The organism is Capnocytophaga sp. oral taxon 878, from assembly GCF_002999135.1.
GTDB lineage: Bacteria > Bacteroidota > Bacteroidia > Flavobacteriales > Flavobacteriaceae > Capnocytophaga.
This window is the reverse complement of record NZ_CP027229.1, coordinates 619,312-632,881: the sequence shown is the minus strand read 5'-3', so window position 1 is coordinate 632,881 and position 13,570 is coordinate 619,312. Positions and strand designations below refer to the sequence as shown.

Sequence of the window (13,570 nt, the reverse complement as noted above, 5' to 3'; positions counted from 1 at the left end):
TTATTCTTCAGTAGGCAGTGCTACTTCTTCGGTAGGGTCGCCTTCTTCATCATCTTCTTTCATTACTTTAGTAACAGCTGCGATAGAGTCTTTACCTTTGATGTTAATGAGTTTTACACCTTGGGTAGCACGTCCTGAAATACGTAGGGTATCAATAGAGAGACGTATAGCTATACCTGATTTGTTGATAATCATCAGGTCTTCGCCTTCTAATACGCTCTTGATAGCTACTAACTGACCTGTTTTCTCGGTAATAGAGATGGTTTTCACTCCTTTACCGCCACGATTGGTCATACGGTATACTGCTTCGTGAGTTTCGGGATCATCGATATATGAACGCTTACCGTAACCATTTTCTGACACTACTAAGACTGTTTCCTCACGAGGGTTCTCAATAGCAATCATACCTACTACTTCATCGGTTTCGGTATCGAGATCAATACCGCGTACCCCTTGAGAGTTACGGCCTACGGAACGTACTTTATCTTCTTCAAAACGTATTGCACGTCCTGATTTCACTGCCAACATCAGCTGGCTGTTACCTGAAGTAAGTTTGGCTTCGATAAGTTCGTCACCTTCTTTGATTGTAATAGCGTTGATACCATTTTGGCGAGGACGTGAGTATTCTTTTAATAAAGTTTTCTTCACGACACCTTGCTTGGTAGCCATTACGAGGTAGTTATTATTGATATACTCCTCATCTTTGAGGTTTTGTACGCTTACGAAAGCCTTAATCTTATCATCTTGTTCAATATTGATAAGGTTTTGTACGGCACGCCCTTTGGCTGTTTTGCTACCTTCGGGTATTTCGTACACTCGCATCCAGAAGCATTTACCTTTTTGGGTAAAGAACAAGAGGTATTGGTGATTAGAGCTTACGAATAGGTGCTCTAAGAAGTCTTGATCACGGGTGGTAGAGGCTTTTTGCCCTACCCCACCGCGGCTTTGAGTTTTGTACTCGGTAAGAGGAGTACGCTTGATGTAGCCTGCGTGTGAAATGGTTATTACCATTTTATCATCGGGGATCATATCCTCTACACTGAACTCGCCGCCTGCGTATTCAATTACTGATTTGCGCTCATCACCGTATTTTTCTTTTATCTCTAAAAGTTCTTCTTTGATGATTTCGACACGGCGTTCTTTGCGTGCTAAAATATCTTCTAAATTGCGTATTTCGGCTAATTTTTCTTCGTATTCTTCTTTGGTTTGTAGAATCAATGCTTTGTTGATACGACGTAGGGCTAAGGCTAAGATAGCTTCGGCTTGTACATCGGTAAGATCGAACTCGGCAATTAAATCTTCTTTAGGTTTGTCGTGGAAACGTATAATTTCGATGGCTTTACCCATAGTATCTTCGGTAGCCATTACTTTCATAAAGCCTTCCAAGATGTGGATACGTTCTTTGGCACGGCGCAATTCAAAATCGGTGCGGCGGTATACCACATCGTGGCGATGCTCGACAAAGTGATATATAAGTTCTTTGAGGTTAAGCAGCTGTGGGCGACCATTAACCAAAGCGATGTTATTCACACTGAAAGAAGTTTGTAATTCAGTATGTTTAAATAAATTGTTTAGTACCACATTAGGTACAGCATCGCGTTTTAGGATATATACTATGCGTATTTTGCCACGAGCGGACTCATCACGTACATCGGTGATGCCTTCTAACTTACCGTCCTTTATAAGGTCGGCTGTTTTTTTGATAAGTTCGGCTGTATTTACTTGGTAAGGTACTTCGGTAACTACGATACACTCTTTGCCGCGTACTTCTTGGAACTCGGCTTTGGCACGTACGATTACGCGGCCACGCCCTGTATGAAAAGCATCTTTTACGCCTTCGTAGCCATAGATAATACCTCCGGTAGGGAAGTCGGGGGCTTTGATGTATTTGATAAGTTCATCGATTTCAATATCGTTGTTATCGATATAGGCAATAGTACCATCAATGACTTCACTAAGGTTGTGGGGAGCCATATTGGTAGCCATACCTACGGCGATACCTGCGGAGCCGTTCACGAGCAGGTTGGGAATACGAGTGGGGAGTACGGTAGGCTCTTCGCGAGAGTCGTCGTACGTGAGTTGGTGGTCTACCGTTTCCTTATCGATATCTATCAGCATATCTTCGGCGAATTTGCGCATACGAGCTTCTGTATAACGCATAGCCGCTGGTGAGTCGCCGCCCATAGAACCGAAGTTACCTTGCCCATCGACGAGCATATAGCGGAGGCTCCAATACTGAGCCATACGCACCATAGTGTCATAAACTGCGGTATCGCCGTGGGGGTGGTATTTACCGAGTACTTCACCCACTACGGCTGCGGACTTTTTATAAGGGCGATTGCTGAGCACCCCCATATCGAACATACCGTAGAGTACGCGGCGGTGCACAGGTTTGAGACCATCACGCACATCGGGTAGTGCACGGGAAACGATTACCGACATCGAATAATCGATGTAAGCGGATTTCATCTCTTCGCTGATATCAACAGGAATCAGTTTTTCTCCTTCTGTCATAATATTGTTTTACTTAATGAATAAGGTTCATTCTAATTAGCGGGCTAAGTTACGGCGTTTTTTTGGAATGGCAATGAAAAAAGTGAAGTTTTTTTAACGATAGGGATATAACACGCTGTTAATCAAGAACTATTGATTTCTATTTGTTATATATCCTATTGGCAGTATTGAGAAGGAAAAGATGGCAAGGAGTGGTTTTTTTATCTTGGAAGAAGCATAAGAACTGCAATTTGGGGAGAAGGATAAAAGAGGCAGAAAGGGAGTGAGAAAAATGCAATATTTTGGGAGATTTGTTGCAAATTATTCAAAAGTAAAGGGAGGAACAGAAGTGGCTGATATTCAGTAAAGTACTTTTACAGTTCGTTTATCCTTCGTTTATAGTTCGTTTATCCTTCGTTCATCCTATATGCTTCCTCTGGTTAAAATTAGGGTATCATTTTAGTAATATTAATTGATTATCAATGATTTATATTTCGGACATAGAAGAAAGGAAATTATTGAAGAATTGGTATTAAAAAGGGAAGTTTTAACAAATAATACAAAATTGAGAAGTAAGCGAGTGAGATAGTAGAGAATTGCTGTTTTTTAATTGTTAATTCATAATAGTTTTGTACTTTTGCAGCGTGATTAAAACTTTGTGATGAGAAAAGCTGAAAAAGTAAAATTTATTATTGATACCTTAGAAGAGATATATCCGGAGATAAGCATTCCGCTGGCGCATACAAGTCCGTACACACTGCTTATTGCGGTATTGCTATCGGCACAGACAACTGATGCGCGGGTGAACCAGATTACCCCTACCCTATTTGCTAAGGCTGACAATCCTTATGATATGGTACTACTAACGGTAGATGAGATTAAGGAGATTATCAAACCACTAGGATTATCGCCGCAAAAATCAAAAGGAATACACGGTTTGTCGCAAATACTAATAGACAAATACGAGGGAGAGGTGCCGCAGACCTTTGAAGCCTTGGAGGCATTGCCATCGGTAGGACATAAAACGGCAAGTGTGGTACTTTCACAGGCTTTTGGCATTCCGACATTTCCGGTAGACACCCATATTCACAGGCTGATGTATAGGTGGGGATTATCGGACGGGAGTTCGGTAACACAAACTGAGAAAGATGCAAAACGATTGTTCCCAAAGGAAAAGTGGAATAAACTACACATACAAATTATACTATACGGACGAGAATACAGCCCCGCGAGAGGTTGGAACCTTGATAAAGATATTATTACAAAAAGCATTATACAATCAAAAAAATGAATTTACAAGAACGAGACGAACAGCATTTATGGCACCCTTATACGCAGCACCAAACAGCTGCCAAACCGATAGGTATTGTAAAGGGAAAAGGAGCCCTCTTGTGGGATGAGGAAGGCAATGAGTATATTGACGCTATTGCAAGCTGGTGGGTGAATCCTTATGGGCATAGTAATGAACGGCTGGCGCAAGCAGCTTATAAGCAACTTACGCAGCTAGAACACGTACTTTTTGGAGGTTTTACACACAAACCAGCAGTAGAATTGGGGGAGAAACTTATAAGCATACTACCTAAAAACCAGCAGAAAGTATTCTTTTCGGATAATGGTTCGACAGCTGTAGAGATAGGCATTAAGATGGCGTTACAGTACTTTTACAACAAAGGAGAAAAACGCTTCACGGTAATAGCTTTTGAGGGGGCTTTTCACGGAGATACTTTTGGTGCTATGGCAGCATCGGGGATTTCTTTTTTTACTGAAGCCTTTAAAGAGCATTTGCTGAAAGTAGTGCGCATCCCCCTACCTAAAAAAGGCAGTAAAGCAGCAGCTGAGGCAATGAAAGCTGTAATTGCGGAGCATCAGCCCGCTGCTTTTATATTTGAGGCTTTGGTTCAGGGAGCATCGGGAATGCAGATATACGAGCCAGAAGCTTTGGATGAGTTGATAGATATAGCTAAATCACACAATGTAATTACCATAGCCGATGAGGTAATGACTGGATTTGGGCGTACAGGACGTACTTTTGCATCGGACTATTTGAAGCACAAACCCGATATAATGTGCTTATCAAAAGCGCTTACTGGAGGTACCATTCCGCTCGCAATAACAACAGCTACCCAAGAGATATTTGATGGTTTTTATAGCAAAGATGTAAATAAAGCTCTTTTTCACGGACATACCTTTACTGCTAACCCTACGGGTTGTGCAATAGCATTGGAAGCTATCAGTATTTTGGAAAGCGATGAGATGCAGGCTAACCTAAAACGAATAGCACAGAGACATCAGCAGTTTTTGGAGCGTATTGCTAAATACCCAGAGGTAGAAAATCCGCGTACATTAGGTGTTATTTTGGCTTTTGATTTGAAAACGAACCAGAATACAGATTACTACGGAGCTTTTAGAGATAAACTTTATAATTTCTTCATATCAAAAGGAGTTATATTACGACCTGTGGGGAATATTATCTATATTTTACCACCATATATCATTACTGATGAACAGCTAAATAAAGTATATGATGTACTAGAAGAAGCTATATTATTATTCAAATAACAGACTAATTTCAGGTCTTAAACTTTGCCAAAGCTTAAGGTTTTGGCAAAGTTTTTTATTGTACTAATTTTGGCACTAATTTTGTGGTATCAGGAAAATATCATACTTTTGTGCCCTTAATTATACATTAAAGAAAATGAATAAGACTTTTATTGCCTTATTAATAGCCCTTATAACGCTGCAATCATGTAAGCGAGAGCCTTCTGACCACCCAGAATCATCACTTAGAGAAACAGGAGAAGAGATATATACTGAAGCCTTGACAATGGCAGTAGACACCTCATCTGTTTTGTTTTCAGCACTACCTATAAATGATGCTACTTATAAGAAGAGTATTGCATCAGAAACACATAGCTATTATACAGAGAATGGCAACAAAACACGTTGGCTATACACTGATATGCCTTCACGCCTTTTTGGTGAGTACTTAGCTGTATTGGATAGTGTAGCTAATGACGGCCTAAACCCTGAAACCTACAGACGTAGCGCTCTAAAAAAAGCAGTAGATAGTGCTTACGCAAACCAGCTTTCGGAAGAATACAAAGTACAGCTGGATAAAGAAATAACAGCTTCATTCCTTTTGCTTACTAAACATCTTACTAGTGGGAGATTCAGCAAAAAAGTATATGGTACCCATTCATGGATTAAGCCTAAATACGCTAGTAAAAATACAGACCTACTACTGCAACTACCAGATGATAAACCACTGGCAAGTGTAGTGGCTACACTCCTACCTAAAAGTGAGCTATATCTGCGAATGAAGGAGAAATATGTAGAACTAAAAAAACAAGAGCTTGATACAGCAACAATAATAGAGTTTCCTAATGTTAAAGATTTTGTGTATGGCTATTCAGATCCTGTGATTGAAAAGATACGCAAGAGCCTAAAAGCTAAAGGTTTTGAAGCTGTAGCTGAAGGAAATGCTACTACAGTAGATAGTACCCTTATTAAAACTATACAGAAGTTTCAGCAAAGTAATGGTCTTACTCCTGATGGTATATTTGGTAAACAAACCCTTTACTATCTTAATATGAATGAAGGACGTGAGCGAGACCTTTTGCAACTGAATATGGAGCGTATGCGAATTTTCAACAACTATTTGGGAGATAACTATGCTGTTGTGAATGTGCCAGAATACAAATTAAGGCTATATGATAAAGACTCTTTACTATTTGAAACACGAGTAGTAGTAGGAAAAGAAGCTACCTCTACCCCTATTTTTACTGATACAATTAAATATGTAGAGTTTCGCCCTACATGGTCGGTACCACAAAGTATTATCAAGAAAGAAATGATACCACAAATAGTAGCCCAAGCAGACCCTGAAAAGTACCTAAGACGTGGTTATACGATGTATGAAAAAGGCAAAAAGATAGACCCAACTACAGTAGACTGGAGAGACCCCTCTGTACACAAACGTGGTTTTCACTTTGTAGAAGCACCTTCGGCACAAAACTCATTAGGGTTAGTTAAATTTATACTTACCAATGATATGAGTATTTACCTACACGACACCCCTTCTAAACACTTTTTTGAGCGAGAAGAACGAGCCCTAAGTCATGGGTGTGTAAGGGTACAGAGTCCTAATCAGTTTGCTTATTATTTGCTTAAAAATGAAGATGAGAAGAATCCTTGGACACAAGAACGAATAGATGAAGCGATGCATAGTGGTAGACACCAAAATCGTATTAATTTAAAGAAAAAATTCAAAATAAATATTATCTACTATACAGCTTGGGTAGATGAAGCAAAAAAAATCATCATCAAGAATGATATATACAAACTTGATGATGAACAATTACAAGAAATAAAGCGCTTTGAGAGTTAACTCTCAAAGCGCTTTATTTCTTGCTTTAAACTCTCGGAAGCCTCAACTAAGGGCAAACGTACATAAGGATCACACAAGCCCTTAGCCGCCAAAATAGCTTTAATTCCTGTAGGATTTCCTTCTTTAAAAGCAGCTGCCATTTTTGGCATTAAAGCATAATGTAAACGGTTAGCTTCAGTTGTTTTTCCTTGCAATCCTAAGCGCACCATTTCCGAAAACTCTTTGGGATAGGCAATACCTATTACTGAAATAGCCCCACTACCCCCCATATATACAGAAGGCAAAGTAGTACCATCATCACCAGAGAGGAAAGTGAAGTTAGCTGGCATATCTTTAAAGATAGACATATCTAACTGCAAATTACCTGAAGCTTCTTTTATAGCTACAATATTCTCAAAATCATTAGCCAAGCGCACAACAGTTTCGGCAGTAAGTGATACACCTGTACGACCAGGCACATTGTAAAGAATGATAGGCAGTGAGCTTTCTTTAGCTACAGCTGCAAAGTGTGCATAAAGTCCATTTTGAGAAGGCTTATTATAGTAAGGAGTTACTGATAAAATAGCTGCAAAACCACTCAAATCAGTATTATGAAGTTCATCAATTACCGACTGGGTATTATTACCTCCTATACCTAATACCAAAGGCAAGCGCCCTTTATTAGCAGCTATAATAGTTTCACGTACTACTTGTTTTTCAGTTTTAGTAAGGGTAGGAGCCTCACTAGTAGTACCTAAGACTACAATAAATTCTACTCCCCCTTCAATTACGTAATTTACTATATTAGTAAGTGCTACAGTATCTACCTCGCCCGTAGCAGTGAAAGGTGTTATGAGGGCTACACCTGTTCCTTTTAGTTGGTTTGCAATCATATTTTTCCTTATTTATGAATAATTGTACTTAATACTTTTTTGACTTCATTTACAAATATATCTTCCTGATTGAGAGTACAGCCAATGATAATATCATTATATTGGAGATCAATACCCTCAAAGCCTATACGGAGCTTTGCTTTAATAGAAGAGGAAAGCAATAACAATGGAAGTTTAGGTTCACTAAAATAGTTAATAAGCAAATCGTACTCTTGTTCGGCTAAACGATCGGCATGATAGTTTCTGATTTTTCCTTGCCAATTAATTTCTTTATCAATAAGAAAAGGAGTGCCATTAGCATGGGTTTCTTCAGAAGTACGTTTGTACCCCAATACTATATAGTTTTCAGGGCGTATGGCATAGTGCTTAATAAGCCCTAATAGAGGAGTAACATCTTTCACTAAGTCCATATCTACAATGCAACCTACTTTAGTTAACTCATTGTTTAACAACTTATTATAATTTTCTAAAGCCTTGAAATTTTTGCGAATTTTATTTTTTATATAATAATTCTTTATTATTTCCATAAATATTTGTACTTTTGCGTGTGATTGCAAAGGTAGCAATAAATTTTAAATTTAAAAAATTATTTATGAGAAAGTTTCAACATTTAAAAAAAATCTTTCTTGTATCACTTGTAGCAATAGGATTTTTTACAGCTTGTTCTACTTCACAAAAACAGCAATTAGCAAGTGTAAAAGCTAAAAATATTGTTATTACTGATACTATTACACAAGTAGCAGCTATTGATGAATTTATTCGTCCGTATAGGGAACATGTAGATGCTGAAATGAATAAAGTGTTGGCACAAAATGCTAACAACTTAGTAAAAGATCGCAACACAACCCTATTAAACACAGCTATTGGCAACTTTATGGCTGATGCTACTTACGAAATTATAACTCCTGCCTATAAAAAACGTACAGGGGAGGGTGTAGATTTTGTAATACTAAACTGGGGTGGCATCCGTTCTGACTTGCCAAAAGGGGCTATCACAATGGGATCTGCTTTTAACTTAATGCCTTTTGAAAACTCGGCAGTAGTAATTACTATGACGGGTGAAAAAGTGCAAGAAATGGCTGATTACCTTATTAAACATCGCAAACCTCACCCATTATCTAAACAGATAGCTTTACAAATCACTAAAGATGGTAAAATAACAAAATTTACCATTAATGGAAAACCTTTTGATCCTAAAGCTAGTTACAATGTAGTTACATCTGATTACCTAATGAATGGAGGTGATGAAATGTACTTTTTTAAAGATGCTGTAAAAGTAGATACTTTAAACTACAAACTACGTAATGTACTTATAGACTACTTTAAACAAATTGACATACTTAATGCGGAAGAAGACCATCGATTTGAATATAAACCTTAATGATTATGCAACGACGAACATTTATTAAAAACACTTTTGCTTCATCACTTTTACTTGGTATGGGTGGCTTATCATCTTTATCAATGAAAGCTGCCAATAGCAAGCAAATTACAATACTACACACTAATGACACTCATAGCCATATAGACCCACTGCCAGCTAATGACCCTTTTAACCCTAACAAAGGAGGAGCTGCACGCAGGGCTTACCTTATTGAGAAAATTCGGAAAGAAAATCCTAACACCTTACTGTTTGATGCTGGAGACATTTTTCAAGGGACACCTTATTTTAATTTCTATGGAGGGGAACTAGAGTTCAAAACTATGAGTATGCTAAAATATGATGCTGCTACCCTTGGCAATCATGATTTTGATAATGGTGTAGAAGGACTGTATGCACAACTACCACATGCTAAGTTTGATTTTATAATATCTAACTACGACTTTAGCAATACTATAATGAATGGACATACTAAACCTTATAAAATATACAATGTAGATGGCATCAAGATAGGTGTTTTTGGTTTAGGCGTTGAGTTAGAGGGATTGGTAAATAAAAAAATGTATGGAGAAACAGTTTACCTAAACCCTATTGAAATAGCTCAAGATATGGAACGCAAGTTACATAATGAAGAGCAATGTGACCTTATCCTTTGTCTCTCACATATAGGCTACAAATATCCTGATAACCCGCAAAAGGTATGTGACTTACAGTTGGCTGCTGCTACCTCACATATTGACCTTATAATTGGAGGACATACCCATACTTTCTTACCTAAACCTGATTTAGTCACTAACAAGAGTGGTAAGACTACATTAGTGAACCAAGTAGGCTGTTATGGCATTAATTTGGGACGTATAGATTTCTTTTTTGAGAATAAAGAAGTCACAAACAACAAAGCAATAAGCATTGAGGTTTAAGTAGTTATAAAAAAATTGCAAAAAAAGTTGCTCTTTTTTTTGCAATTTCAAAAAACTTATGTACCTTTGCACCCGAATTAAAAGAGCAAGCCTGAGTGGCGGAATTGGTAGACGCGCACGACTCAAACTCGTGTTCTTCGGAGTGAGGGTTCGATTCCCTCCTCAGGTACAACAAAAGCTATCCTAATAAAGGATAGCTTTTTTATTGATCATACTTTTGATTTTGAGTATATTTATAAATAAGAAAGGCTGCCTTTAGCTAAAGGGCAGCCTTTCTTTATTAAAAACAGATATGGATTTTACTTCATTGTTCCTAACTTTCCTTGTGATTTTAGCAATTCAATTTCGGCTAATTTATAGTTTAGCAAGGCTGTGGTATAGTTGTTTTTCGCATCGGAGAGGGAACGCTCGGCTTGTAACAAATCGGTGAGGGAGGCTAAGCCCTGCTGATAATTGTTCTGAGTGTTAAGCAACACTTCTTCGGCTAATTTCACATTTTCCTTTTGCGAATCAATAGTAAGGAGGTTATTGGTGAGCTGACTTTGAGCATTTTCATAAGCTAAATCCATAGCGAGACGGGTATCTTTGAGGGTTGCCTCTAACTGCTCACTTTCTATCTGTGCTTGGCGTATTTTAGCACGAGTACCAAATCCTGAAAAGATTGGGACCTTGAGCCCTAAACTAATAGCTGAGTAATCACTCCAATAGACTTTATCTTTTTCGCCGTAATAAAGAGGCATTTTAGGCCCCATACCCAACCAACCGTAAGTAGCTTGTAGACCTAGTGATGGATAAAGAGCTGAGCGTTGTACTTTTACATTTAGATTTAGTAGTTCCTTTTGTTTTTCAAGTACTTGTAGCTCGATACGGTTATTATTGCTTTTTTGGAAGGCTAAATCATAATTAGCTTCAAAACCTTCTTTTGGCAAGGTAACTGTCTCGCTCATTGGCATTCCTATCATATACTTTAGAGCGTTTTCGGATAATTGTAATCCGTTTAGAGCTTGTTGGCGTGCTGACTTGAGGTTATTGATGGCTACAGTGGTACGATCGAGATCTATTTTTTTAGCTAATCCTGCTTCATAAGAGCCTTTTACTACAGTAGCAGTCTTCTCGGTAAGAGCGAGGTTACTCTCGATATTCTCTAATATTTGGCGTGTTTGGTACACTTGGTAATAAGCTGTAGCTACCTTCTCGATAATTTGATTTTCGGTGAGCTGCTGGTTAAGCATATAGAACTCACGAGTAGTTTGTGCTGCTTTTAAGCCCATAAATACTGTTTGGTTAAAGAGTACTTGTGTAAGCTTAGCTTCGGCTGTTGATGCCCATTTCTGCCCCATTTCCATTTTAATTACTTCATCGGAAACTGGCATACCAGGCATAGCAAAGGTACTAGCATCGATATAAGTTGCTTGTAACTTAGGGTTATAGGATATTCCTCCTGAAGCTGCTATATTGGGTAGTGCATTGGCTCGTACTTCTTGTATTTTATATTCACTTTTTGCTACTTCTAAGCGAGCTTTCTCGGCATCGGCCTTATTTTTCAGGGCATATTGTATGGCCTCTTTAAGGGTCAGTTCTTTTTGTTGTGCAAAGTTAAGTGCTGTGAAGCACAACAAGGCTGTTGTAATAATTCTTTTCATTTTTTAGTTTCTATTTCTTATATTTGTAAGTACGCGCTCTAATTCTGCAAGGCCTTTTTCATTTACCAATATTCTGAAAAAATACTCCATTAGGGTATAGATGGTTTCCCAGAAAGGAAATTCTTGTTCAGGAAAAACATTGGTAATTGATCGCAAGCGCTGTACATTTATGTAAAATTTTTTATAAAAATCTACATTAATATCTTTTCTGAAGAGCCCTTCTTCCCAGCCTTTTTGTAAGAGCTTTTCTACAAAGCGTGCATCGGACTTGGCAAACTCTACTTCCATACGTTTGTAGGTTTTGGGATAGTATTTTTGCAACTCCCAAATGGGGCGATCACTATTGATATTGAATATTTCTTTAACTTTTTTCTGATTAGTGTATACATTTTCAATTACTGCCCCTTCGCCTTGAATGAAATTCTCTACATTTGTACAGCTCATTTCTAAAGCATAATCTAACACTGCTTCTACCAAGTTATGCTTTGAGGGAAAATGTTCATAAAGAGTTTTTTTGGACATTCCCATTGTACTTGCCAAATCATCCATCGTAAAGGTTTTAAACCCGTACTGCATAAAGTTATTCAGAGCATTTTTTACGATTTCTTCTTTCATAGTGTTTTATAGTTTCGGGCGCAAAGGTACGTCAGAAAAACTTAATAAACAAAAAAAGTTTCCATTAATCATATTAAAGGTAAGGTTTTGAAGAGAGATTAAAGATTTAAAAATGTAAAACCTAGCCCAAAAACGGTTTGTTTGTAATTATAGTCGATCAAGGAATCGCCATAGCCGTGAGAGGCTTGGAGGAGAATACGCAAATCACGACTTAGAGGGTATATCCAATTTAGTTCGGCATGACCACGATTATTACTAAAATTTAGATTATTACGCAATCGTAGGTTGAATACATTTTTGCGGAAAGGATAGGCTATTCCTATTTCGCAGCGCCCTATATAGTTTTCAATATCGGGGTTATCGTCTTCACGAGGTTTTTCGGTAAAACGTTTCCAAAGGCTCATATTAATTAATATATCATTGTATTGAAAAATGCCCAAGAGTATAAACCTATTCCAGCTACGTGAGTGGGCGCCTCTTTGCCATTGGATTGGTGATTGATGGATAGTCCTGCCATTTTCATCTTAAAATTACCTGCTGAAAGGTTGAGAGGATAGGTAAAAATAAGTTCAGGTTCATAATTCAGTTCACGAAAGGGACGAGAGAGCTGTCCGTTGTACATTTGCCAATAAGATTGCTGAGTAAAGGCGACCCATACATCGCCTTTTCCAAAAGCATCTTGGAGGATTTTGGCTTTTAGACTTACTTGGAATTTTGTTTCGATATGTTGATAATCGCGCCACTCGGGTATGGGGCGATCGGGATTGAGGCTTATAGGCTGTTCGGTAGGTTTGTTGGTAAAGCGAAAGGGCATTACGTACATAGGTTGGTAATCGAGAAACTTAAAAGTACCGCGTTGGTCTTCACGATCGAGCTCCCAAATTTTGGATATGGCGCGTTCCAATATAACTTTTTTATTGATATTTTCTTCAGGTTTGGGGAGTTGGGTTATGGTATCATTAGATGTTTCTTGTGCATTTATAGTGCTGATAGTAAGTGCTATAAGATTTATTATTAATATTTTATTCTTCATTTTTTTACTATTTTTCGGGCGCAAAAGTACGTTAAAAAAACTTTATAAACAAAAAAAGTTTTCTTTATTTTAAACTTTATAGGTTGAAGGGGTAGATTAATAGAGAGAGAAATGTAAGTGCTGTAAAATTTCTGATAGAACAAATGTAGAAAAAATCTGTTTTTCAGATTGTTTTGCTGAAGCTTAGATTTCATCTATCCTTCGTTTATAGTTCGTTTATCCTTCG

At 37.9% G+C, this 13,570-nt stretch carries 10 protein-coding genes, 1 tRNA gene and 1 pseudogene; 6 read left to right on the top strand and 6 right to left on the bottom strand.

From position 1 onward, the window contains the following. The gene (gene gyrA / locus C4H12_RS02790) at positions 1-2,514 is read right to left on the bottom strand and encodes a DNA gyrase subunit A (RefSeq protein ID WP_106097569.1); all 2,514 of its coding nucleotides are present in this window, start codon (positions 2,512-2,514) and stop codon (positions 1-3) included. A 640-nt stretch (positions 2,515-3,154) separates the two neighbouring features. Between gyrA and nth the strand changes: the two genes are divergently transcribed. The 3 genes from nth (at position 3,155) to C4H12_RS02775 (ending at position 6,880) form a co-directional block, all read left to right on the top strand. Further along, the gene (nth, locus tag C4H12_RS02785) at positions 3,155-3,784 is read left to right on the top strand and encodes an endonuclease III (RefSeq protein WP_106097568.1); all 630 of its coding nucleotides are present in this window, start codon (positions 3,155-3,157) and stop codon (positions 3,782-3,784) included. Continuing rightward, the gene (bioA, locus tag C4H12_RS02780; RefSeq protein ID WP_106097567.1) at positions 3,781-5,052 is read left to right on the top strand and encodes an adenosylmethionine--8-amino-7-oxononanoate transaminase; all 1,272 of its coding nucleotides are present in this window, start codon (positions 3,781-3,783) and stop codon (positions 5,050-5,052) included. Before nth ends, bioA begins: the two co-directional genes overlap by 4 nt. A 136-nt stretch (positions 5,053-5,188) precedes the next feature. Further along, positions 5,189-6,880, top strand: a complete 1,692-nt coding sequence (locus tag C4H12_RS02775) for a murein L,D-transpeptidase (protein ID WP_106097566.1) — start codon at positions 5,189-5,191, stop codon at positions 6,878-6,880. Here C4H12_RS02775 and dapA read toward each other — a convergent pair. Both dapA and C4H12_RS02765 read right to left on the bottom strand, forming a co-directional pair. Next, positions 6,877-7,749 (bottom strand): 4-hydroxy-tetrahydrodipicolinate synthase, encoded by an 873-nt coding sequence (gene dapA, locus C4H12_RS02770; protein ID WP_106099407.1) that lies wholly within the window; start codon positions 7,747-7,749, stop codon positions 6,877-6,879. The two genes, C4H12_RS02775 and dapA, sit on opposite strands and share 4 nt — an antisense overlap. 11 nt (positions 7,750-7,760) lie before the next feature. After that, the gene (locus C4H12_RS02765; protein WP_174688414.1) at positions 7,761-8,279 is read right to left on the bottom strand and encodes a hypothetical protein; all 519 of its coding nucleotides are present in this window, start codon (positions 8,277-8,279) and stop codon (positions 7,761-7,763) included. Positions 8,280-8,344: 65 nt separating this feature from the next. On the opposite strand from C4H12_RS02765, the gene C4H12_RS02760 reads away from it, so the two are divergent. From C4H12_RS02760 to C4H12_RS02750, 3 genes are all read left to right on the top strand, one after another. Beyond that, entirely contained in the window at positions 8,345-9,133 is a 789-nt protein-coding gene (locus C4H12_RS02760; protein WP_106099406.1) for a 5'-nucleotidase C-terminal domain-containing protein, read from the top strand. Between the two features lie 5 nt (positions 9,134-9,138). Continuing rightward, positions 9,139-10,053: a bifunctional UDP-sugar hydrolase/5'-nucleotidase gene (locus C4H12_RS02755; RefSeq protein ID WP_106099405.1), complete on the top strand. Its 915-nt coding sequence runs from the start codon at positions 9,139-9,141 to the stop codon at positions 10,051-10,053. Positions 10,054-10,142: 89 nt separating this feature from the next. After that, positions 10,143-10,222 (top strand) — tRNA-Leu (locus tag C4H12_RS02750). Between the two features lie 130 nt (positions 10,223-10,352). Here the strand turns inward: C4H12_RS02750 and C4H12_RS02745 are convergent. The 3 genes and pseudogenes from C4H12_RS02745 to C4H12_RS02735 form a co-directional block, all read right to left on the bottom strand. Then, positions 10,353-11,696: a TolC family protein gene (locus C4H12_RS02745; RefSeq protein WP_106097564.1), complete on the bottom strand. Its 1,344-nt coding sequence runs from the start codon at positions 11,694-11,696 to the stop codon at positions 10,353-10,355. Between the two features lie 3 nt (positions 11,697-11,699). Continuing rightward, positions 11,700-12,311, bottom strand: coding sequence for a TetR/AcrR family transcriptional regulator (locus tag C4H12_RS02740; protein ID WP_106097563.1), 612 nt, complete (start codon positions 12,309-12,311; stop codon positions 11,700-11,702). A gap of 98 nt (positions 12,312-12,409) precedes the next feature. After that, a pseudogene (locus tag C4H12_RS02735) lies at positions 12,410-13,344 on the bottom strand (phospholipase A). Positions 13,345-13,570 lie beyond the last annotated feature (226 nt).